General features: G+C 40.5%; 13 protein-coding genes. 11 read left to right on the forward strand and 2 right to left on the reverse strand.

The window, feature by feature from the left end; genetic code table 11:
• Positions 1-135 precede the first annotated feature (135 nt).
• The 3 genes from ABD769_RS07525 to ABD769_RS07535 all read left to right on the forward strand — a co-directional run bounded on the left by ABD769_RS07525 (position 136) and on the right by ABD769_RS07535 (position 4026).
• The gene (locus ABD769_RS07525; RefSeq protein ID WP_344850794.1) at positions 136-1275 is read left to right on the forward strand and encodes a putative sensor domain DACNV-containing protein; all 1140 of its coding nucleotides are present in this window, start codon (positions 136-138) and stop codon (positions 1273-1275) included.
• 619 nt (positions 1276-1894) lie between these two features.
• Entirely contained in the window at positions 1895-3328 is a 1434-nt protein-coding gene (locus tag ABD769_RS07530) for an ATP-dependent DNA helicase (protein WP_344850795.1), read from the forward strand.
• Between the two features lie 26 nt (positions 3329-3354).
• Positions 3355-4026, forward strand: a complete 672-nt coding sequence (locus ABD769_RS07535; protein WP_344850796.1) for an MCP four helix bundle domain-containing protein — start codon at positions 3355-3357, stop codon at positions 4024-4026.
• A 676-nt stretch (positions 4027-4702) separates the two neighbouring features.
• Here ABD769_RS07535 and ABD769_RS07540 read toward each other — a convergent pair.
• On the reverse strand, positions 4703-5548 hold the full coding sequence (locus ABD769_RS07540) for a CvfB family protein (protein ID WP_344850797.1): 846 nt from the start codon (positions 5546-5548) through the stop codon (positions 4703-4705).
• A gap of 586 nt (positions 5549-6134) precedes the next feature.
• Here ABD769_RS07540 and ABD769_RS07545 point away from each other — a divergent pair.
• The 3 genes from ABD769_RS07545 to ABD769_RS07555 all read left to right on the forward strand — a co-directional run bounded on the left by ABD769_RS07545 (position 6135) and on the right by ABD769_RS07555 (position 10624).
• Complete coding sequence (locus tag ABD769_RS07545; RefSeq protein WP_344850798.1) at positions 6135-7871, forward strand: ABC transporter ATP-binding protein; 1737 nt, start codon at positions 6135-6137, stop codon at positions 7869-7871.
• Complete coding sequence (locus tag ABD769_RS07550) at positions 7855-9615, forward strand: ABC transporter ATP-binding protein (RefSeq protein WP_344850799.1); 1761 nt, start codon at positions 7855-7857, stop codon at positions 9613-9615. Before ABD769_RS07545 ends, ABD769_RS07550 begins: the two co-directional genes overlap by 17 nt.
• Before the next feature lie 118 nt (positions 9616-9733).
• Complete coding sequence (locus ABD769_RS07555; RefSeq protein ID WP_344850800.1) at positions 9734-10624, forward strand: SMP-30/gluconolactonase/LRE family protein; 891 nt, start codon at positions 9734-9736, stop codon at positions 10622-10624.
• A 298-nt stretch (positions 10625-10922) separates the two neighbouring features.
• On the opposite strand, the gene ABD769_RS07560 is transcribed toward ABD769_RS07555, so the two are convergent.
• Positions 10923-15005, reverse strand: a complete 4083-nt coding sequence (locus ABD769_RS07560) for a hybrid sensor histidine kinase/response regulator transcription factor (RefSeq protein ID WP_344850801.1) — start codon at positions 15003-15005, stop codon at positions 10923-10925.
• A 462-nt stretch (positions 15006-15467) separates the two neighbouring features.
• Here ABD769_RS07560 and ABD769_RS07565 point away from each other — a divergent pair, with 462 nt between their 5' ends.
• From ABD769_RS07565 to ABD769_RS07585, 5 genes are all read left to right on the forward strand, one after another.
• Positions 15468-18467, forward strand: coding sequence for a SusC/RagA family TonB-linked outer membrane protein (locus ABD769_RS07565; protein WP_344850802.1), 3000 nt, complete (start codon positions 15468-15470; stop codon positions 18465-18467).
• A gap of 28 nt (positions 18468-18495) precedes the next feature.
• Positions 18496-20103: a RagB/SusD family nutrient uptake outer membrane protein gene (locus ABD769_RS07570; protein ID WP_344850803.1), complete on the forward strand. Its 1608-nt coding sequence runs from the start codon at positions 18496-18498 to the stop codon at positions 20101-20103.
• An 11-nt stretch (positions 20104-20114) separates the two neighbouring features.
• On the forward strand, positions 20115-21227 hold the full coding sequence (locus ABD769_RS07575; RefSeq protein ID WP_344850804.1) for a SusE domain-containing protein: 1113 nt from the start codon (positions 20115-20117) through the stop codon (positions 21225-21227).
• Between the two features lie 7 nt (positions 21228-21234).
• Entirely contained in the window at positions 21235-22293 is a 1059-nt protein-coding gene (locus tag ABD769_RS07580) for a glycoside hydrolase family 53 protein (RefSeq protein ID WP_344850805.1), read from the forward strand.
• Between the two features lie 132 nt (positions 22294-22425).
• Complete coding sequence (locus tag ABD769_RS07585) at positions 22426-24966, forward strand: membrane or secreted protein (protein ID WP_344850806.1); 2541 nt, start codon at positions 22426-22428, stop codon at positions 24964-24966.
• Positions 24967-24983 lie beyond the last annotated feature (17 nt).

Below are 24983 nucleotides of genomic sequence, written 5' to 3' on the forward strand. Positions count from 1 at the left end.
TGCTTTGCGGTTAAAAAACATCGAAAATATCTGTGTTTATCTGTGGAAATCTGTGGTTAAAATGTCTGTGTTTTTTTACCAAAATCAAACCTTTCGTCTGTTCAAAAATCAAAATATTCGGCTTAAATTCGGAACATGAGTTACAAGCCTACTTATAAAGCTGCAAACACGATTTCGGCTACCATTGAGCAACATTTTGTTAAACTGCACAAAAATGCAATTGCACAGGGTGAGATAGATTTGGCTACTCAACCAGACAGGCAAATCATTGAAGCGATTATTGATGTTGCGTTCTGGAGCAGCCTGCGTAAAGAGGAAGGACATTCGCCCAGAATTTCAATCGCGTTTTTACCTCCTGCGCAAACTTCTAAACCTTTGGTTTTTGCAAAAAGACTGCCGCTAAATGCTAATACTTTAACTAAAATAGCCCCTGGAATTGAACGTTCTGGTATTCACCTTGGTGTTTGGGAAGAAGATGGCGAGCTTTACATCTGGGGTACAACCCTTAACATTCCTAATTTTTGCTTTGTGGTGGATGTTTCTGAGCCGGGGTTAATTGTGATTAAACACCGCCGGATTTATGGTATAGGCAAGTTTACCAATGTTGCGGTGCTAAAAGGGGAGCAAATCCGTATTGTTGATGACCGGAGTTGTACAAATAAAGATTGTCCGCCGATTTTGCAGGCCCTGCTGGATTTGACGGTATTGGCCAGCTGGAACGATCCGATTAATATCCTGATCCAGTTTTCAGTTTCCATGCGTGCACATGGCCGGGGCGGGGCATTGTTAATTGTACCAAAAGGCGATACAAAATGGGAAGATTCTATTATTCATCCGATACAATATTTAGTTGAGCCTCCATTTTGTGGCTTATCCAATCTGGCTAAACAGAGCGGTAACCAAAGTGAAATTTTCTCGCAGGGGGCTGTACGTCGCGAGGTAGAGCACCTGGCGGGTTTAACCGCGGTTGATGGTGCAACAATTATCAATGAAGAATTTGATCTGATTGCATTTGGCGCTAAAATTGGCCGGGCCAAAGGCAAACCTACGGTAGAACAGATTGCCTTTTCTGAGCCGATTGTTGGCGGGGAAGATAAGATTTTATACCCTGGGCAGCTTGGCGGAACAAGGCACTTCTCTGTTGCACAGTTTGTGAATGATCAGCCACAGTCGGTTGGTTTGGTTGCTTCTCAGGATGGGCATTTTACCATTTTCAGTTATAGCAAAAAGCAAAATATGGTAATGGCACACCGTATTGAAACACTACTTTTGTAATAGGCAAGGAGCAGAGCGCATAGGGCTGAGCGATTATAAAGATTTGAAAAGATGCTGTACTGCCAGTCGGTTGCTGTAGTCCGTTTTTTCGCTAAATTTCCGATGAAGAATCGGGGATACCGCTCCAATACGGTTTATTTAACTCAGTCTGGTGCTCAAAACTTAGGTTTATTTCACGCATGCTAAAACAGTTACCCTATTAACCAATTTATATAATTAACCCGGTTTCAGTTTGCAGTTGACAGTTACCAACGTATCAATTTGTATATTTCTGAGTATTGAGAAATTAAGAGAATTAAGAATTATGTTTAACGCTACATTGTTTTATTGTTATTTGGAAAGCGTATATCTTTGCGCCTTTAATTGTAACCCATAGCTGTCGGATTGTAATATTGGGTTCTGTAATTTATAGGTTAGGGATCCTTCGCTGCGCTCAGGATGACAGTAGAACTAATGAACCAATATCTCTCCAATACAGTTAACCGATTAACCAATTTATACAATTAACCCACTTTCAGTTTACAGTTGACAATTTGCAGTTACCAATTAACTAATGACCAATGAACAAATGACGCTCCAATACAGTTAACCGATTAACCATTTTATACAATTAACCTTAATGATCCAGGATAAAAGCCAGCTTATCGCCTCTGCATACGAACATACACCAACCAAAGAGCAATTGCTTTTTTGCGAGCGCATGTCGGTATTTTTGCAACAGGAAGATGAATACCGCTGTTTCGTGCTGAAAGGTTATGCCGGTACTGGTAAAACCACTTCTGTAGCGGCTTTGGTTAAGGTTCTGGTTAAATTTAACCTGCGTAGCGAGTTGCTTGCTCCAACGGGAAGGGCGGCTAAAGTAATGAGCCAGTATTCTTACCGGAAGGCCTTAACCATACATAAACGGATTTACCGTAAACGTTCTGCAGCATCGCCCGAAATGCAGTTCCAACTCGCTCCAAACCTGTCTGAAAATACGCTTTTTATTATTGATGAGGCATCAATGATTGCCGATGAATTTAATGAAACCGGTTCGTCGATATTGAGGGATCTGCTCGAATTTGTGTATAATACGAAAAACTGTTTCCTGCTTTTTGTAGGCGATACGGCGCAATTACCGCCAGTGGGCAGTTTGGACAGTCCCGCTTTGAACGAACAATACCTGAAAGATAAATTTGCCTTAACGGTTTCGTCGGTCGAATTGAAAGAAGTAGTGCGGCAGGGAAAGAAATCCGGTATTCTGGCCAATGCAACCATGCTAAGAAACCAGATTGCCAAAAATCCTGAAAATCCCCTGCCTAAATTTCTGACTAAAAACTACACTGATATTTACAACATGCCGGGCGCCCGTTTGGTAGAAGGACTGGAATATGCATACCGGAAATTTGGCATGGAAAATACCCTGGTGGTGTGCCGTTCCAATAAATCGGCCAATGTGTATAACCAGCAAATCAGGGCGAGGTTGCTTTACCGCGAAGAGGAATTAACAGGCGGCGATCAGATTATGGTGGTGCGGAACAATTATTTCTGGTTGCCTGATAATGAGGATACCGCTTTTATTGCCAATGGCGATATGGCGAAAGTGATCCGCGTGAGGGGAGAAGAAGAGCGTTATGGTTTCCGCTTTGCGGATGCGACTCTGGAGTTTATGGATTTCCCGGCGGCAGGACAAATCAGCTGTAAGGTTATGCTGGATACGCTGAATTTAGAAAGCGCCAATTTGCCTTATGAACAGAATAAGAAGCTTTTTGACGGGCTGAACGAGGATTATGAACATATTGCCAATAAACGTCAGCGGATGCTGGCCATTAAAGCCGATCCTTTTTATAATGCACTTCAGATTAAGTTTGCCTATGCAGTTACCTGCCATAAAGCACAGGGTGGGCAATGGGATGCGGTTTTTGCCGATCAGGGTTACCTAACGGAAGATATGATCGATCTTGATTTCCTCCGCTGGTTATATACTGCGGTAACCCGTGCGAAAAAAGAGCTATATTTAGTCAATTTTGCGCCACAGCTTTTTGCGAAGACAGCACAAGAGGATTATTTTTAATAGCTATCGTCCAAACAAATTGTACTATGAAATTTGCTTTTAGTCTCAAAAACAAGCTTAAAATTGCTTTCTTGCTTTTCTGTATCATGTGCTGCACGCTACTGATCCGCTTTCTGGAAGATAAAAGTGTAGAAAAAATTAATGATTCGTTTATTTCGATGTATAACGACAGGCTTGTACCGGCAACGGATTTATATTTCATTGCTGAAAATTTATACCATAAAAATGCGATCCTGCAGGAAGTGTTGTTCGGAAACGATGTTTTGCAGGGTTCAGCGGCGCTTGTGAAAGTGAATAAACACAACCGTAAAATAGATTCAGTAATCAATAAATACGAACTTACTTTATTGGTAAAACAGGAGCAAACTTTTTTGAACGATCTAAAAAAAGCATTGATTGTTCAGCGGGGGCTGGAGGCTAAAATATTAAATATGGCCGGTGCCGAAGGCAGGATTATTTATGAGTCGATAGGGAAAAACGCTGCTGATCAGACATTGGCCAAGCTTTCTGCTTTAATTAAAATACAATCAAAGGTGGGTAATGACCTGATTAAAGGTTCGCAGATTTTTGTTTCGGGAACCAAAGTGTACTCTACCTTGCAGGTAATTCTGGCCATTGTGATCGGAATTATGATTGTGGCGATTATTTCAGCTTCGAATGCGGTGAAGATACAGAGTGATAAGTTTAATTTGAATTAGATTTTTACCACAAAGGCACGAAGAAAGGTTCTCAATAATTTATCAGCCACTGAGGCACTGAAAACACGGAGATCCTTTCGCTACGCTCAGGATGATAAATCGATTAAAAGAACTGAACTGAGAATCGATCTTTGTAAACCAATTTATCGGGTTATTACTGAATACTCATAATTAGGCGCTGCGTATTGCAGGAAGGTTTCATGACCCTCATGATTTGGCGCTGCATAATGCAGGGAGGTTTCATGACCCTCATGATTAGGCACTGCATATTGCAGGAAGGTTTCATTGTTTTTTGCCGTGGAGATACAGAAATTACAGAAAATTATTCCGTGTTAATCTGAATTTTTGTGGCTAAAAGCGAGTTTCGTCATCTCGACCGTAATGTAGAGATCTATCTTGACAGATTTAGCTTCGCTGAGCACCTGCGTGGTTTGTGTGTTTTTTGCCACGGATGCACAAAAAAATTAATTTGTTAGCCACGGATGCACGGATTTACACGGATGAATTAATTTCTCTGTGTTTTTCTGTGCATCTGTGGCTAAACCGGTTTCGTACTCCCGGCCGAAACGTAGTGGAGCGGAGAGATCTATCCCGAGGCAGATTTAGCTTCGCTGAGCACTTCGTGGTTCTCCGTTCCGTTTCACTCCAGTCGAAATGACGGGAACTTTAGGAGATATTACTCAGCATCTTCATCTGTAACCAACCTGATCGAATCATCAGAAAGTACAATCAAACGTTCTTTATACAGTGATCCGATTGTTTTCTTAAAGGCACTTTTACTGATCTGGAAACGGTGGTAAATATCTTCTGGAGAACTTTTATCGCCCAGTTCGATTACACCACCACTCTTTTTAAGTTCCTTCAATACCATCTCTTTCGAATCGAGGATATGACCGTAACCACTTGGCTGCAGGGTTAAATCAATTTTGCCTTCTACACGGATTTTCTTGATCCAGCCCTTACGCATTTCGCCGGGTTGAACATTATCGAAAACCTCATTATTATAAAGCAAACCAATGTAAGTATTGTTGATAATGGCATTGTAGCCCAGGTCTGTTTCTTCTGTGATCAGCAAGCTTACTTCATCGCCTTCCTCAAAATCAAAGCCCTCTTCCTCTACAAAATCGTATAATTTAGAAGAAGCCAGTAAGCGGTCGCTATTTTCATCCAAATAAAGGTACACTACATATTTATAGCCTTTTTGCATTGGCCTTTTCTGTTCGCGGGCAGGTACGTAAACGTCTTTATCGATACCAAGATCCATAAAAACACCATCATCGCCATCAGAAACCACTTTTAAGAAAGCAAAATCGCCCACTTCTGCGTAAGCCTTTTGGGTAGTTCCGGTTAAGCGGCCATCTTTCTGTATATAAACAAAAACGCTGATGTTATCGCCAATTTCGGCACCTTTTGGTACGTATTGGTAAGGGAGGATTACCAGTTTATCGCCATCGGTTAAGTTTAATCCGGCTTCTGTTTTGCTTAAAATCCTTAACTCGTTGTATTTTCCTATTTCAATCATTTTATTGGGGTTTAACCATTTTCTTCAATGGCTTTTCGTTTGCAAAGGTAGTAATGTTTATTGGTTCGTTGGTTATTGGTTCATTGGTCATTGGTTTATTGGTCATTAGTCATTGGTTCATTAGTTTATTGATCATTAGTCATTGGTTCATTGGTTAGGCATGTTGCAGAAAATTTCTGTGTACATCTGTGCATCTGTGGCTCTTTCAACAAGCTCGGGATGACAGGTGTAATAGGAGCATTGTAAAGCAAATAAATAAAATCTGTGTTTATCTGTGTGCATCTGTGGTTAAACCTTTCAGGATTACGGTGCATGAAAAAAAATCTATACTTTCGCGGCTTATCTAAAAATATCTTATATGGTTTTGAAGGAGAGTAAATAATTGAATGATAAAATGAGAGAATGATTGAATGATAAAATGAGAGAATGAGTGAATGACAGAATGATAAAATGAGTGAATGATTTTAATTAAATCCTCAAACATTCACTTACTCAAAATTCAATCATTCTCTGATTAATTATTTTCTCATTTAATCATTTCTTTGGGCTAAATTTGGAACCTACAATTTAAGGTATCTTCATTGATATGAAAAAAACCAAAGAAGCCAAAAAGCCAGGTATTTTCAGTTTACTTGGAAATTACAGGGGCTTAATTTTTCTGCTCATCCTGTTCGCATTGCTCAGTAACGGCATCAATCTGCTCTTACCAAAAATTATTGCAAGCGGTATCGATTCTTACACGAACAAAACCTTCGATTTAAAACACATCATGTTCCAGTTTTCGCTGGCCATTGTACTGGTTTTCATCTTTACCTATTTACAAAGTATTGTGCAAACCTATGCTTCAGAGCGTGTAGCAAAAGATTTAAGGACCAAACTTTCTGATCAGGTTTCGCGGCAAAGTCACGCCTATATTATTAAGGCCAATCCCTCTAAACTGCTAACCAACCTCACTGCAGATGCCGATTCGATCAAAATGTTTGTTTCGCAGGCCATTGTTTCCATTGCTTCATCTATCTTTTTAATTGTGGGTGCCAGTATCCTGCTGCTGATGATTAACTGGAAACTGGCGCTATGCGTAATTGCGATTGTACCCATTATAGGGGGGGCGTTTTTTTATGTGCTGAGCAAGGTAAGGGTGCTTTTTAAAAAGAGCAGGGAAGTAATCGACTGGTTAAACAAGGTAATCAGCGAAAGCATTATGGGTTCAGCATTAATCCGCGTAATCAATTCGCAGATGCTGGAGTACAATAAATTTTTAGATGCCAATGCCAAAGCAAGGGATCTGGGGATATCTATCCTCCGGATGTTTGCGGCGCTGATTCCGGTGATTGTTTTCACCTCCAACTTAGCAGGATTATGTATTCTGGTACTGGGCGGTCACTTCGTGATTACCAATTCGATGAGCCTGGGAGAATTTACCGCTTTTAGCAGTTACCTTACACTCATTATCTTCCCGATTTTAGTGATCGGCTTTATGAGCAATGTAATTGCACAGGCTACGGCTTCTTACCAAAGGATTGAAAGCGTTTTGAATGCCCCACAAATTAATCATCCGGGGACATTAACCACAACATTAAAAGGAGAGGTAGAAGCGAAAGGCATTACTTTAAATTTCGGGCAAAAACCCGTTTTAAAATCGGTTTCTTTTACTGCAAAAGCAGGGTCTAAAACGGCTATTATCGGGCCAACTGCTGCGGGAAAAACACAGTTGCTTTATATTTTAACAGGTTTAACCGACGCTGATGCGGGATCGGTATTGTATGACGGGCAGGAGATTAAACAATACAAACAGGAAGATTTCCACCAGCAGGTAGGTTTTGTTTTTCAGGATAGCATTATGTTTAACATGAGCATCAGGGAGAATATTGCTTTTAGCGATACCGTTACTGACGAATCGTTGGCCAAAGCCATTGCCACTGCAGAACTGAAAGATTTTGTTGATGCGCTGCCTGATCAATTAAATACCATCGTGTCTGAACGTGGAAACAGCCTTTCAGGTGGACAAAAACAGCGGATCATGCTGGCCAGAGCCCTGGCTGTAAATCCGAAGATCCTGTTACTCGATGATTTTACTGCCCGTGTAGATACCAATACCGAGAAGAGGATTCTGGAGAATATTCAGCAGCATTACCCGGGCTTAACTTTACTTTCTATTACTCAAAAAATAGCTTCTGTTGAACATTATGATAAAGTAATCTTGCTGATGCAGGGCGAAATTATTGCAGAAGGAACCCATCAGGAACTGTTAAAAAGCAGTCCTGAATATGTTCAGATTTACAATTCACAACAGAGCACCAGTAATTATGAACTACAATCTTAACCAGCTTAGCACAAAGCAGGAAAAGCAGTCGACTTATAAGGCGCTGAAAAGCCTGCTAAAACTGATCTCGGCCGAACGCAGAAACCTTTGGCTGGCACTAATTGCCATTCTGGTTAATTCAGGCTTATTGCTTTTAGGGCCATTATTGGTGGGGCACACGGTTGATACCTACATCCGCACCAGGCAGTTCCATGGGGTACTTGTTTTTGGGGGGATTTTACTGGTAATGTACATGATTGCCATGGTTACCGGTTATACCCAAACCAGGCTGATGGGGGGCGTAGGCCAGCGGATGCTTTATACCTTGCGCAACGCCATATTTAATAAATTACAGGAATTGCCGGTTTCATTTTTTAACCAGAATAAGGCAGGTGATCTGATATCGAGGGTAAATAACGATACAGACAAACTGAACCAGTTTTTCTCGCAGTCTTTAATGCAGTTTATTGGCAGCATTGTCACCATGATCGGGGCGGGTATTTTCCTGCTTTCCATTAATCTCGAGTTGGGTGCGGCTACACTTTCTCCTGCGGTGGTGATTGTGCTTTTTACCGTAGCTTTATCGCCCTGGGTAAAAGGAAAAAATGCTAAAAACTTAAAAAGCGTGGGTGGCATGAGTGCCGAAATTCAGGAAAGCCTGAATAATTTTAAAGTGATTATTGCCTTTAACCGCAGGGATTATTTCAGAAAACGTTTTGATGAGGCCAATGTTCAGAATTATAAAACTGCAATTGGTGCAGGTTTGGCCAATAATATTTTTGTACCGGTTTATGGTTTGCTATCCAGTGTAGCACAGCTAATCACGCTGTTATTTGGTATTTACTTAATTTCAACAGGCCATTTTACCTTGGGTTTACTGGTGAGTTATATTTCTTACACCACGAATTTTTATAACCCGTTAAGGCAGCTGGCGGCACTGTGGACGAGTTTTCAGGTGGCAATGGCGAGTTGGGACAGGATATCGCAGATTTTAAATTTAGAAAGCAATTTAAAACAATTGGAGGTGAACGAAACGGTTACTTCTGATGCCTTGCTGGAATTTAAAAACGTTCACTTTTCTTATGATGACAGTAAAGAAATCCTGCATAACATCAATTTAAGGTTCGAAAAAGGCAAAACTTATGCATTAATCGGTCCAACCGGTGGCGGAAAAACCACAACAGCTTCATTAATCTCGCGTTTGTACGATGCTACTAAAGGAACTGTTTTATTAAATGGTAAAGATATCCGGTCATTTTCTGCAGAAGAAAGAACGCAAAAGATTGGCTTTATTTTGCAGGAACCATTTTTATTTACTGGGTCGGTAAAAGAAAATATCCTTTATGGCAATAGTCAATATAAAGATGTTAGCGATGCCGAACTGGAAAAAATCATCGAGGAAGCCAACCTGAACGCGCTTCTGGCCATTTTTGATGAAGGATTGAATACACAAATTACTTCGGGCTCCGATAGCATCAGTTTAGGTCAAAAGCAATTGATTGCGTTTATGCGTGCGGTTTTACGGAATCCTGAGCTGTTGATATTGGATGAAGCTACAGCCAATATCGATACCATTACCGAGCAGCTTTTGGGAAGTATTTTGAATAAACTGTCGAAAGAAACTACGCTGGTAATTATTGCCCACCGTTTAAATACCATCGAAAACGCCGACGAAATTTATTTTGTAAATGAAGGCGAAGTGCAAAAAGCAGGTACGCTGAATGATGCATTAAATATGTTACTTAAAGGGAAACGGGTAAGTTAATATATTAGTCGAGATTTGGAATCTCAACTTAATGAGTTTTGGATTCACTAAAAGGATTAAAAATCCTTAGTCCGACAGACGGGATTACAAATCCCGACTAACATTAATAAAAACACAAATGAAAAAATATTTCTTTTCTCTGGCATTTTCTGCCTTATGTCTGGTTTCTTTTGCGCAGGGTACAGCCTCAAACCTTTTTGTTCAGGATAGTTTAAAGTTGATTTCTTCACAGTTTAAGTTTACTGAAGGTGCATCGGTTGATCAACTGGGGAATGTGTTTTTTACCGACCAGCCGAACGATAAAATCTGGAAATATAGTGTTGATGGCAAACTGAGCCTGTATATGGATAAATCGGGCAGGGCAAACGGTACCTACTTTGATAAAAAAGGCAATCTGATTGTTTGTGCCGATGAAAATAACCAGATCTGGTCTATCGATAAAAACAAAAAGATCAAAATCCTTTTTACAGATTATGAAGGTAAAAAGGTAAACGGGCCGAACGATATCTGGTTAGATGCAAAAGGAGGAATCTATTTTACCGATCCATATTATCAGCGTGATTACTGGACCAGGAAATCGCCGGAAATACCCGGACAAAAAGTTTATTATCTTCCGAAAGGTAAAAAAGAAGCCATTGTTGTGGCCGATGATGTGGTTAAACCAAATGGTATAGTGGGTACACCTGATGGTAAATTCCTGTACATTGCCGATATGGGCGCCAACAAAACCTACCGTTATGCCATTGGTGCAGATGCCAGATTATCAGACAGGCAACTTATCCTTAACCAGCACTCTGATGGAATGACTTTAGATAGCAACGGGAATATTTACGTAACCGGAAAAGGAGTAAATATCTACAAACCAAATGGCGAAAAAATAGGCCATATTGATGTGCCCGAAGAGTGGTGTGGTAACATTTGTTTCGGTGGAAGGGATAGAAATATGCTTTTTATCACGGCATCAAAATCGCTTTACGTTATTCCGGTAAATGCTAAAGGAGTAGAGTAACGGATAGTTTTAGCGGTTTAAATGCATTTAAAGCCAGAAAACCGAGGATGAACCAGTGCAAATTTTTTTTCTGTTCAGTTTATTCAACCTCTAAAAATATTAAACGCATTATTTAGTTTTGGGTTCCTACTTATAGGGATAGACGACTATGAAAAAGCCCTCTCAGGATTGAAGGGCTTTTTTACTTTTATTTAATCCTAAAAATAAGGTTTGAGATCCTGTAAAGTTTCTTTTAAGTGTACTGGACAGACAGTCGATTTCGACTACGCTCAGCTTGACAAATTTCTAATAACCTATCTTAAGATTTTAAATTCTGCATGTAACCTGTAGGCGTTACTCCAAATTCTTTCTTAAAAGCCTTTGTAAAATACGATTGTGTCTGGATACCAATCCGGTACATTACTTCCGTCATCAGCACATCCTCGGTTTTCATGATCTCTATGGCCTTCCTGAGCCGTGCCGATCTGACGAATTCTCCAATAGATTGTCCTGTAATCGATTTTATTTTCTGATAAAGCTTGGTTCTGCTCATACCGATTTCTTTACATAAATAGTCGATATCCAGTTCAGGGTTAACCATTTCGGCATCAATGATAGAAAGCAGTTTAGTTAAAAATGCCTTGTCTTTTTCCGAATGGGCAAGTGCTTTGGGTTCGGTATCCTTATTTTTCAGGTAATGTTCCTTCAATTTTTGCCTTTGCTCAAAAATATTTTTGATGGTAAGCAGCAACAGGTTAATGTTGATGGGTTTGGTGAAATAAAGATCAGCACCCGATTCGGCACCTTCAATTTCAGCTTCCACACTGTTTTTAGCGGTAAGCATTAAAAATGGAATATGGCTTGTTTCAATATCTTCCTTAATGCGCTGGCAAAATTCGGTTCCGTTCATGCCAGGCATCATCACATCGCTGATAATGAGATCAGGCAGATCTTTTCGGGCCTGTTCAAGTCCTGAATGGCCATCCGAAGCTTCAGAAATAGAATAAAAGGGGCTTAAAGTATCTTTTAAAAATGCCCTCAGCTCTTCATTGTCATCTACTAAAAGAATATGCGTTGTGGTATCCGCAGGTGTTTGTTCGGTTGCTGGTTGAGGCATTTCAGTTTCTGAGCGATAGCTGATGCTTTCTAAACGGGTGCCTCCGGGTTCGCTGTTTTGACTGAACTGTTCGCTTAGCGTATAATCTGCTTTGCTGCCCGGGATACCGATAATAATTTCGGTTCCTTCATTCCGCTGGCTCGATACCTGAATCAATCCTTTATGCAACAATGTTAAACTTTTTACGAAAGCAAGGCCTACGCCTGATCCCAAATGCGTTTCGGTGATCCGGTAATACCGTTCAAATAAATGCTGGATGGAATCTTTCGAAATCCCGATACCACTATCAATCACGCGGAAATAGATGTAGGAACTGGCTTCATAATCACTTTTAACCACCAATTGGTTTTCGAAAGCAGGTTTATAATGGCTTAGATCGGTAAATACCTGAAGTTTAAGCGTTCCGCCTGCTTTAGTGTATTTAATAGAATTATTAATCAGGTTAAGGATAATTTTTTCAATCACCTGTCTGTCGAACCAAACATCATCGGGTAGGTGCTCTTTTTCTACGGTAAAACGGATTTCCTTTTCAGTTGCCATTTCCGAAAACTCTTCAGCCACTTCATCAATAAAAAGATTCAGGTTACCGTTTACTACATTGAGTTTTAAAGCACCCGAAGCCGTTTTCCTGAAATCCATCAGTTCGTTAATGAGCCTCAATAAGCGGTTGGCGTTGCGGTGAATGGTATTGTAATAACTCTGGAAACTTTCTTGCATGTCTTCTTTCAGCAGGCGCTCAATCGGCCCTAAAATTAATGAAAGCGGTGTACGGAACTCATGAGAAATATTGGTGAAAAACTGAAGCTGTGTCTGGTGGATTTCTTCTCTTTTTTCTTCCTCTATTTTTCTGATTTCCAGCCTGCGTTTAAAACTGAGTGCTAAATAGGTTAAGTATAGCGCAGTGGCTATAACGATGAGCCTGAACCACCAGGTTGCCCAGAAAGGAGGAGAGATGATAATTTTTACAGCTGTGCCTGTCGTGTTCCAAACGTTGTCATTGTTTGATGCCCTGACCCTAAACGTGTAGGTGCCGGGATCGAGATTAGTGTAAGAGGCCTGCTTGGCATGGCCGGCAAAAATCCAGTCTTTATCTTCACCTTCTAACCTATACGCATAGTTGTTATTTTCGTTGGCTACATAATTTAAACTGGCAAAACGGAACGATATCGAAGCCTGGTCATAATCCAGCTTAATTTCTTTGGTATAACTGATATCATTTTCTAATACAGATCCTTCTGCGTTGGGAAGTATTTTCTGGTTAAAGATCTGAAACTCCGTTAAATGGACGGGAGGGATAAATTTATTGGTATGGATATCATCCGGAAAAAAGGAATTGAAACCGTTTATTCCTCCAAAAAACATCTCTCCGTTCCTTGTTTTTAAGTAAGCATTGGTTTCAAATTCAAGTCCCTGCAAACCATCGCCGGTGTTGTATTTTTTAAAGGTTTGGTACTGAGGGTTAAATCTGGTGAGGCCATGGGCAGTAGAAATCCAGAAATTGCCTTTTTTATCCTCCGTAATTCCCTTTATAAATTCGGTTGATAAGCCCGCTTTAGTAGTATAAAGCTCAAATTTATTTTTTGTACGGTTAAAACGATAGAGACCAGCCTGCCCGATCCATAAATTACCTTTGTTGTCGGTAAAAATTACCCTTAAATCGGGCCTTTTCCCATCGCCCATAAAATAATGGGTAAATACCTGGCTATTGAGGTTATAACAGTTTAAACCGCCGTCATCGGTACCAATCCAAAGGTTTTTGTATTGATCTTCATTGATGGCAACTATGTTGTTTCCAATCAGTTTACTGCCATTTTTCCCACTGGTAACGCGTTTAAACTGTTTAGTCTGCGTATCGAAAAGGTTTAAGCCACCATAATATGTACCTACCCAGGTATTTCCGTTGCTGTCTTCGAAGGATTTTTGGACGTAATCTGAAGAAATCGATGTAGGGCTGGCGTTGTGGTTAAAACGGGTAAAGGAACCATCGCTGTGCATCACGTTCAATCCGCCAGCCCACGTGCCGACCAACAACATGCCGTTTTTTATTTCAGTGATATCCAGAATGGCATCTGCACCGATACTATTGGGGTTAAAGGGATTATAGCGGTGGTGGGTAAAGGTTTTACTTGTTTTGTTGTAGATGTCGAGTCCGCCGCCATCGGTTCCGATGTAAATGTTACCGGCTTTATCCTCATGAAAAGCCCGCACATCATTATAACTCAAACTGTTTTTATTGGATTCCTGGCGCACGAGTTTAAATTTTTCTGCCTGTGGACTGTATAAGTTTACCCCGCCGCGGTGCGTGCCGATCCATAAATTTTCCTGCTGATCGACAAAAAGTGCTGAAACAGTGCGTTGCGATAAACTAAGGACGTTTCCCGGTTCGTTCTGGTAATGCGTAAATGTTTTAGTTTTGAGATTAAAAAGATTCAGGCCTCCGTTAATGCCTCCAATCCATAGTTTTTTTTGCTTATCGAAAACAATAGCCCTTACGAGGTTACTGCCTATACTATTGCTGTTTTTTTCCTGATGTTGATAGGTTTTAATGATATTCTTGCTGGGATCGTAATGGATTAAACCGTTTTCTTCCGTTCCAAACCAAAAGGAACCATCCGGATCTTTTTTAATAACCCTGAAAGATTCATTTTCCAATGTTTTTATGGCTGTTGCGCTACCCGATTTAAGGTTTAAAACATGAATGCCGGCATCGGTAGCCATCCAGGTATTTCCTGCAGCATCGCAGTACAGATCGTTAATGTAATCTCTCCGGCTGTTTTTTAGTTGGTCAGACTGATATGGATATCGTTTAAAGGTATTCGTGGTTTTGTCAAGCAGGTTAAGTCCGCCGCCGTATGTGCCAATCCATATTCCATCTTTCGTTTCTTTAACCGAAGTAATGATATTATTGGTCTGGTTTTGTTTGTCTGTAGATTTGTAAACTGTAAAATTATTTTTCTCGGCATTAAACCTGTTCAACCCGTCTGATGTACCAATCCACAAGATGTGGTGCTGATCTTCGAAAATACACCTGATGAAATTATCGCTGATGCTATTTTCGTTTTTGCTATGTTTGAAAACGGTGATTTGATTGCCGTCATACTTGTTCAGTCCATCGCGTGTACCAAACCAGATAAAGCCCCGGTGATCCTGAAAAATGCATTCGATGGTGCTGTTCGATAACCCGTCTTCTACGCTTACGTGTTTAAACTTTAAACCTTGCGCGCTAATATTCCCGGTTGAAAAAATTAGAAGGAGCAGGAGAATGGTTCTCGTTAACGCGTTCATTTGATTGTTTGGTGAGATAGTTCTGAGGCAATAAAGATAATTGATTTTTGTGAACCTTTTTTATGGGGTGAGGGTTAACGAATATCGTCTTTACTTAAATTCAGTTTCGAAAAATATATAATCGCAATGATCTATTTCAATAAATCGTCATTTCGACCGCAGTGGAGAACTGTTTTTTTGATTTTTCTGCCACTTGGGATTGACGGCGTGCATGGTTAAAATCCGGGCTTTATTAAAGTTGGTTAGCAAAATGCATAAAATGTTCTAAAAAAAAGATATTTCCAAACGGTTGGACTGTTAAGGAATGACGCAAAGCGTTTAGAACGATTGCATTAAAATAAGGCTTAATACGCTATTAAAACCAATAATATGTCGATTAGCACAAAAGAAATGAACAATAGCACAAAGCGGATAAAGCCATAAAGCCTTCATTTGTATCGTTAATTCTAACCATAATATTCTATGCACATTTTTACATCTTTCATCAGAAGTAACAAGCGGATGTTAATGCTTTTACTACTGATTTTTACCCATGGATATCTCTTTGCACAGCAGGCTACCATTACCGGAGTTGTTAAATCAGCGCCTGATAATTTAGGTTTGCCAGGTGTAAGCGTTCGCTTAAAGGGAACAGCGATTGCCACCTCGACCGATGCAAATGGAAATTTTAGCATCAAAATACCAGCAAAGGCCGGTATTCTCGAATTTACTTCAGTCGGCTATAAAGTTCAGGAAGTTTCGGTTGCTAAAACCACTACCTTAAACATCACCTTAGTAGAAGATGCATCTACTTTAAATGATGTAGTTGTTGTAGGCTATGGAACTACCCGAAAACAAGATCTTACCGGGTCTGTAGCTGTTGTTGGTGTAAAAGATTTTCAAAAAGGAAGCATCAGTACGCCGGAGCAAATGTTATCAGGCAAGGTGTCGGGGGTGTCGATTACTTCGAACAGCGGTCAGCCGGGAAGTGGTAGCACCATCCGGATCCGTGGCGGTTCATCGTTAAATGCCAGTAACGATCCATTAATAGTGATTGATGGGGTACCTTTAGAAAGCGGCGGTGTTTCGGGCGCATCAAATCCTTTAAGTTTCATCAATCCCAATGATGTTGAAACTTTTACAGTTTTAAAAGATGCATCAGCAGCAGCCATTTATGGCGCAAGGGCATCAAATGGGGTAATTATCATCACCACCAAAAAAGGATTGGGCGATGCCTTAAAAGTTACTTTTAATTCGGTAAACGCTGTTTCTACCTTAACCAAGCAATTAGATGTGTTAAGTGCTGACGAGATCCGCACAATTGTAAACGCTAAAGGTACTTCGGCTCAAAAAGCACAGTTGGGTACTTTTAATACCAACTGGCAGGATTTGATTTATCAGGATGGTTTTTCTACCGATAACAACATCAGCATTAGTGGCGGAATCAAAAAATTGCCTTACCGCTTATCCATCGGATACCAAAATCAAACGGGGGTTTTAAGAACCGACCAATTGCAGAAAACTTCAGCAGCAATTGTTTTTAACCCGAGATTTTTTGATAATCACCTGAAACTGGATATTAACCTTAAAGGTAGCATGCAGAAAACGCGATTTGCAAATACGGCCGCTATTGGTGGCGCGGTAAGTTTCGATCCAACGCAAGCTACCTATACCAACCGATCAGACTATAATGGTTATTGGGAATGGCTGGATTCTACTACACCAACAGGATTGGTTAATCTGGTTGGCCGTAATCCGGTTGGATTGTTAGAACAACGTGAAGATCGTGCTAAACCAATCCGCAGCATCGGTAATGTTCAGCTCGATTATAGTTTTCACTTTTTGCCAGAATTGCACGCTAATTTAAACGCCGCCTATGATGTAGCTTCAGGAAAAGGTACTGTTTTTGTCGACCCGAACGCAGCTGAAGCATTTGTTGGTAATTTAAATGGCCTTGGTAATGGTGTAAATAATCAATACAAACAGAACAGGAGAAATACCGTTCTCGATTTTTACCTCAACTATGTTAAAGAATTTAAATCGATCAAAAGCAGGGTAGATGCAACAGCGGGTTATTCTTATAATGATTATTTAACCACCCAGTATTTTTATGCAAATTTTGACGCCAGTGGAAATCAGACCAATGCTACGCCGGCTTTTGCTTTTAACAAACCACAAAACCGTTTAATCTCCTATTTTGGGCGCTTAAACTATAATTATGACGACCGGTTTCTGTTGACAGGAACAATCCGCAGAGATGGTTCATCTCGTTTCGGGCCTGCCTATAAATATGGGGTGTTCCCATCGGCCGCTTTAGCATGGACGATTAAAAATGAATCTTTCTTAAAGGATAACAAAATCGTTTCTGCATTGAAATTACGTTTGGGTTATGGCATTACAGGGCAACAGGATGGAATTCCTAACTATGGATATATGTCTACTTATGGCCTGAGTTCGTTAAATGCGTCTTATCAGTTCGGAAATATCTTTTACCAGATGTACCGTCCAAGTGCGTACATTTCTAATTTGAAATGGGAAGAAACGGCCACAGCCAATATTGGTTTAGATTTTGGACTCTTAGATAACCGCATTACGGGTACACTGGAAGTTTACCGTAAGAAAACCAGCGATTTATTGAATTTAATTCCTCAGCCTGCCGGAACAAATTTTGCCGCAACCGCAGTGGTAAACGTTGGTGATATGGAAAACAAAGGGGTAGAGTTAACCCTGAACTTTAACCCGGTAAAAGAGAAAGATTTCAACTGGGATTTTAGTTTTAACGCTACCTATAATAAAAATACCATTACCAATTTAACGGTTGTGCCAAACGATCCAAATTATGCAGGTTTCCCCAGCGGAACCATTGCAGGCGGTGTTGGCGGTCAAAATGCGTTTATTAATGCAGTTGGCGGACCTAAAAATACTTTCAATCTGTTCGAACAGACCTACGACCAGAATGGAAACCCTATTGAGGGGGTTTATGTAGATCAGAACGGGGATGGCGTAATTAATCAAAACGATTTCAAAAAAGGAAAACAGGCAGATCCTAAAGTGTTTTTAGGTTTTAGCAACAATTTAAGCTACAAAAAATGGAATTTGTCTTTCACGCTCAGGGCTAACTTAGGTAATTACCTGTACAATAATAACTATAGCCAAAGCGGTAATTTAAATCAGATTTTAGGTACGGCCGTAATTTTAAATGCCTCGCCAAATTACCTTACTACCAATTTTAAAACACAGCAGTTACTGAGCGATTACTATGTTCAGAATGCATCATTCCTGAGAATGGATAATGTTAACCTGGGCTATTCCTTTGGTCAGATCTTAAAAACCAAAGCAAACCTTGGCTTAACTGCCAGCGTACAGAATGTGTTTGTAATTACAAAATATAAAGGTTTGGATCCGGAAGTTGCCTCTGGAGTGGATAACAATATCTATCCCCGACCCCGTATTTTCTCTTTAGGCTTAAATGTTAATTTTTAAGATGATGAACTGCTTTAACAAAAAATATATGAAACCACGTGTTTTACAATTATTTATTCTGATTTGCACTGCGGTAATTTTTACCACATCATGCAACAAACTGGATTTAGTGCCCACCAATGATCTCACAGCTGATAAGGTTTATACCTCTGCAGCAGGTTACAAACAATCGTTGGCCAAGGTGTATGGTGCCTTTGCACTTACCGGAAATGCTTCTGTTGGTCAGCCGGATATACCGGTAGAAATTATCAAAGATGAAGGTAATTCCGATTTTCTGCGTTTATACTGGAATTTACAGGAACTCACTACTGATGAGGCCGTTTGGTCGTGGCAAAACGATGCAGGTATCCAGGGCCTGCACGAAATGACCTGGTCGTCTATCAATTCGATCATCAATGGCTTATATTACCGTTCATTTTTTCAAATTACCCTTTGCAACGATTTTATCAATCAATCTTCTGATGATAATTTAAGCAAAAGAGGAATTGTTGGAGCTGATGCCGATCAGGTGCGCAGGTTTAGGGCAGAGGCGCGTTTTATCAGGGCTTATCAATATGCGGTATTGATGGATCTTTATGGAAATCCGCCATTGGTTACCGAAACCACTGAGGTAGGAGGTAAGGATTTACCCAAACAGATTACCCGTAAAGATTTATTCGCTTATGTAGAATCAGAGCTTAAAACCATCGAAAATGATTTAGCTGCACCAAAAGCCGGTGAATATGGCCGTGCAGACAGGGCCGCATCATGGGCTTTATTATCAAGGATATATTTAAATGCAGAAGTATATACCGGTACAGCCCGATATACAGATGCCATTACCTATTGCAATAAAATTACCGCTGCGGGTTATACGCTTCATGGCAACTACCGTGAGCTGACCATCGCCGATAACCACTTGAATACCGACGAGAACATTTTTACCATTAATTATGATGGCACCAGTACCCAAAATTTTGGGGGTACCACTTACCTGATGCATGGTCCGGCACACGTGCCGGCAGAAGTTTCAGGATCGAACGGCGATTGGGGCGGATTAAGGATTACCCAACAGTTTGTTAATCTTTTTGCCGATAAAACCGGCGCAACAGATACAAGGGCACAGTTTTACATGTCCGGACAAAACATGGAGGTGAACGATTTGTACACCTCAAATGATGGTTACTCGAGCACTAAATTCCGTAACAAAACCCGCTCTGGTGGTCCGGCCCCACATCAGGATGTAGCCAAAGACTTTTCGGATATCGATTTTCCGCTTTTCCGTTTAGGTGAAATCTATTTAACTTATACCGAAGCTGTTTTACGCGGTGGCTCAGGCGGTAGTTTAACACAGGCATTAACGTACATTAACCAGTTGCGTACCCGTGCGTATAATGGCAGTACAGCCGGGAACATTACTTCGAGTGCTTTAACCACCGATTTTATTTTAGATGAACGTGGTCGTGAACTTTGGTACGAAGCCACCCGAAGGACAGATTTAATCCGTTTCGGAAAGTTTACCACAGCAGCCTATTTATGGGCCTGGAAAGGTGGCGTTAAAGCTGGTGTGGCTGTAAACAGCAAATATAATCTCTATCCGTTGCCGCCAACCGATCTTTCGGCTAATCCAAATCTTCGTCAGAATACAGGTTATTAATCTAAATTATCATGAAAAAATCCATTCAGCTTATCTATACTTTGCTTTTAATCAGCCTGTTTTTGGGTTGCAAAAAAGATGATAGTACAAATATCGTTACCCCACCAGGTGCGGGTAGCCTTGCTTTTAAAAGTTCGGCCGCCAGTGTGGTATTAACCTCAGCGAATGATGCTGCTAACGCTGCGACATTTAGTTTTAAAGCCGCAAACTTTGGTGCCAGTGTTATTCCAACCTATTCACTGGAATTTGATGTGCCTGCAGATACTGTAGGTGCAAATGCCTGGGCAAACGCTGTTATCGTTAAACTTGCTGCAGGTACTTTTGAAAAAACTTATTCAGGTGCTGATTTTAATTCGCTTCTGGCCAATCAGCTGTTATTGCCAACAGGTGTGGTAAGTACCGTAGCGGTGAGATTGAAAGCAGAAGTAACCCAAAATACCGGAACGGCCTCAACCATTAAACCGATTTATTCGAGTTTAACCATGACGGTTAATCCGTATAAAGCCACCATAGAATATCCTGCTTTGATGGTAAAAGGTGGTAACTCCTGGAAAACACCAACCGCAAGGACTAATGGTTTTGTACTAACCTCTGCTAAATTCAATTCAAAATACGAAGGTTATCTCAATCTGCCAAATGCAGATGGTTATGGTGGCGATGCTTTTCAATTGGTATCTACAAAAGATGCCAGCAAGGTTTACGGTTGGGGAGGTACTTCAACTACGATGAGCTTAACGGGAGGTAATTTGTACCTTACACCAGCTCCGGCTTATATGAAAGTAAATGCCGATGTAGATGCATTAACGATCACCTATACACCTGTTAAATTCTTTATCTCTGGCGATGATAATGCCTGGAGTACTTCATCAACACCATTGATTTACAATGCAACAACAGGCAAGTGGGTTGCTGCGAACGTTTCATTAACGGCAGGCAAAACTTTTGTATTTACCTGTAATGGTGGTTACGATATCAGCTACAAAGTAGATGCCAACGGTGCCTTAGTTTATGCTGGTGCACCAACCTGGGGTGGTATCAATATCCCGGTTACCAAAACAGGCGTTTTCACCGTTACTTTAGATTTAAGTGCTGGTGACGGAAATTATACGTATTCAATTAAATAGGCGAGAGATGTTAAAAAATATAAGCATAAACAGCATGAAATGGCTGGGATTTACTTTATTACTGGTAATGATAAGTACCGGATGTAAAAAATCAGTTAAGGGAGAAACACAGATTTATCCGGAGCCAGATCCGGTTGGAACTTATGCCTTAGGTGCCGATGTGAGCTGGCTGACCGAAATGGAAGCCGCGGGCAAGAAGTTTTACAATGCTGCAGGAGAACAACAGGATTTGCTTAAAATTTTAAAAGATAAGGGCATTAATACCATTCGCCTCAGGGTTTGGGTAAATCCGGCTGCCGGTTATTGCAATACTGCTGATGTTTTGGCGAAGGCAAAAAGAGCAAAAGCCATGAATATGCGTTTGCTGATTGATTTTCATTACAGCGATTCGTGGGCAGATCCCGGACAACAGAATAAACCTGCTGCATGGGCAACACAGGATTTTGCAACCTTGAAAACTTCCGTTTATAACCATACCGTTGAGGTGCTAACAGTGCTGAAAAACAATAAAATTGTGCCAGAATGGGTGCAGGTAGGTAACGAAACCAATAATGGCATGTTGTGGAACGATGGAAAAGCCTCCGTTAACATGAAAAATTTTGCAGATTTGGTACTTTCGGGATATAATGGTGTAAAAGCAGTAAATCCAACTTCAAAAGTGGTGGTGCATATTTCTAACGGCTACGATAACAGTTTGTTTAGGTGGATATTTGATGGATTAAAAAATAATGGCGCTAAATGGGATGTCATCGGCATGTCGATGTACCCAGCGGCTACAGACTGGTCGGCAAAAAATACCCAGTGTTTAGCCAATATGACGGATATGGTTTCGCGTTACGGATCGGAAGTGATGATTTGCGAACTGGGAATGCCGGTTTCGGAAGCAGTAGCCTGCAAAGCTTTTATTAAAGATTTAATCGCGAAGAATAAATCGTTGCCCAATAACAAAGGCTTAGGGGTTTTTTATTGGGAGCCGCAATCTTACAATAGCTGGAGTGGTTATAAATTGGGCGCCTTCGATGATTCGGGTAAGCCAACAGTTGCAATGGATGCATTTCTGCCTTAACTTGGCAGCTGGTCCGGATTTGTAATCCGGGCCTGGCGGGAAGCGGATTTTAAATCCGCAATTAGAGCGTCGGGATTGCAAATCCCGACCAACAGGATTTTAAATCCGCAGTTAATAAACAATTTTTTATTTATGATTTTACTCAAAAAACTGTTCCCTCTTTTTGCTTTTGCCCTTGTGGTGATGGTTTCGCATGCCCAAAATAAACAGGGTGTTTATGTAGATGTATCGGGCGTAATCCGCTGGGAGAAAGACCATAAGGAAGCTGCTTTTTTCGGTACCAACTATACCGCACCTTTTGCCTATGGCAATCGGGCCATTTTAAGAATGGGCGTAACTGCCCAACAAGCCATAAAAGACGATGTGTATCATTTTTCCCGTTTGGGTTTAAATGCTTTCCGTGTACATGTTTGGGATCAGGAAATAGCAGATGCCGAAGGCAACCTCATCAATAACGAACATTTGCGCCTTTTCGATTTTCTGCTTGCAGAACTTAAAAAACGTAAAATCAAAACTTTGGTTACGCCAATTGCCTTTTGGGGAAACGGTTATCCTGAGAAAGATGAAAATACAGGTAGTTTTGCCAATAAATATGGTAAAGATAAATCGGTAGTAAGCGAAGAAGCCTTTAAAGCACAGGAAAATTACCTGAAACAGTTTTTCAAACACAAAAATCCTTATACAGGTTTAACTTACCAGGAGGACGCCGATATTTTAGCTACAGAGATCAATAACGAACCTCACCATAGCGGACCAAAGGAAAGGGCGACGGAATACGTTAACCGCATGACAGCCGCTATAAAAAGTACCGGCTGGACTAAACCCATTTTCTATAACATTAGCGAATCGCCCTGGTATGCCGATGCGATTGTAAAAGCAAATGTTCAGGGACATACTTTTCAATGGTACCCAACAGGATTAGTTGCCGGACATACCTTGCAGGGCAATTACCTCCCGAATGTGGCGAAATATAAAATACCTTTTGATACCATTCCGGCGTTTAAAAACCGTGCTAAAGCAGTGTACGAATTCGATGCGGGCGATGTAATGGCACCGGTTATGTACCCTGCTATGGCCAGGAGTTTCAGGGCTGCAGGTTTTCAATGGGCAACCCAGTTCGCCTACGATCCGATGGCAACTGCTTATGCCAATACAGAATATCAAACTCATTATTTAAACCTCGCTTATACGCCATCAAAAGCAATCAGCATGTTAATTGCTTCAAAGGTTTTTCATCAACTTGGTCGTTTAGATACTTTAAACAATGGCAATACTTTTGGTCCCTTTAAAATCGATTACAAAAATTCGCTGAGCGAAATGAATACTGCCGAAGAATTTTATTACACAAATTCCACCTCATCCAAAATTGTAAATGCAACAAAACTAAAACATATTGCAGGGATAGGAAACTCTAAAATTATTCACTATGAAGGCAGGGGGGCATACTTTATCGATCAGGTGGCTGCGGGCGTATGGCGTTTGGAAATAATGCCGGATGCCATCCAGATCAGGGATCCTTTTGAAAAAGCATCGCCCCAAAAAGAGGTAACCAGAATTGTATGGAATACTTTGCCAATGAATATTAACCTGCCGGATTTAGGTTCCAGTTTTACTGTTAAGGGCCTAAATCAGGGCAATACGCTGAATTTGGTAGCTGTTAAAAATGAGTTTAACGTTTCACCCGGCGCCTATTTATTGGTAAAGAAAAACCTGAAAACCAACCTGAATGCTCAAAGTATTTACCAAAATATCATTTTAGGCGAATTTGTTGCACCAAAAGCTTCAGCAGGAGATGTTTTTGTAAAGCATCAGGCGCTAAAAACGGTTTCAGAAGACATTGCTTTTCAAATCATCGCAGAAATTACAGGTTTAGGCCTAAAAGATTCTGCCTTTGTTCAGTTAAATGCTGCCAACCGCTGGAAAAATATTCCATTGCAAAAAGCTCAGGAATACCAATACACTGCAACAGTGCCTGCTGAAATGGTAAAAAATGGCCTGTTGAAATATCAGATCATCGTTCATAAAGCAAATGGCGATTACATCACTTTCCCGGTAAATGTAAAAGGAAATCCAAATGCCTGGGATAAGCTTGAAACGGAAAGTTACCAGACCTATGTGGCTGCTAAAGACGCCATTGTAGAAATTTTCAATGCAGCTTTAGATGGAAAAAACAGCAATATTTATAATCCCGATTGGGGAAATAGTAAAGTAGAATACATTTCGGAAGAAAATCCATCCGTTTTAAATATGAAACTATCTATCAATATACCTAAAAGTATCCAACTGATGGGTTTTCAAAGTTTTTTTGCTGATAAAATGGCTGGAAGAGTTTCGGAATTGAATAATTTGAAAAAAATGGTCATCAAAATAAAGGCAAATACCGAAAACACTAAAGTTAAAGTGGGCTTAATTGATACTGATGCACATTTATTCTCTACTGAAATCCTTGCGGGAAAAGATTTTCAACTGATTGAAATTCCATTAAATCAGCTTAAAAATGATGCACAGTTATTGCTCCCTCGTCCTTATCCTGGCTTTTTGCCACTTTATTATCAATCACCAGACAAAGCTGCATTCGACTTAAAAAATGCCGAAAAGTTCGAAATTACTTTTGGCTATGGGGCTGGCACTAAACCGATCAATATTGCTATCGAATCTATTTATTTAAAATAACCATCAATTACATGTTC

Origin of the sequence: Pedobacter jeongneungensis (genome assembly GCF_039538295.1) — a bacterium.
Classification (GTDB): domain Bacteria; phylum Bacteroidota; class Bacteroidia; order Sphingobacteriales; family Sphingobacteriaceae; genus Pedobacter; species Pedobacter jeongneungensis.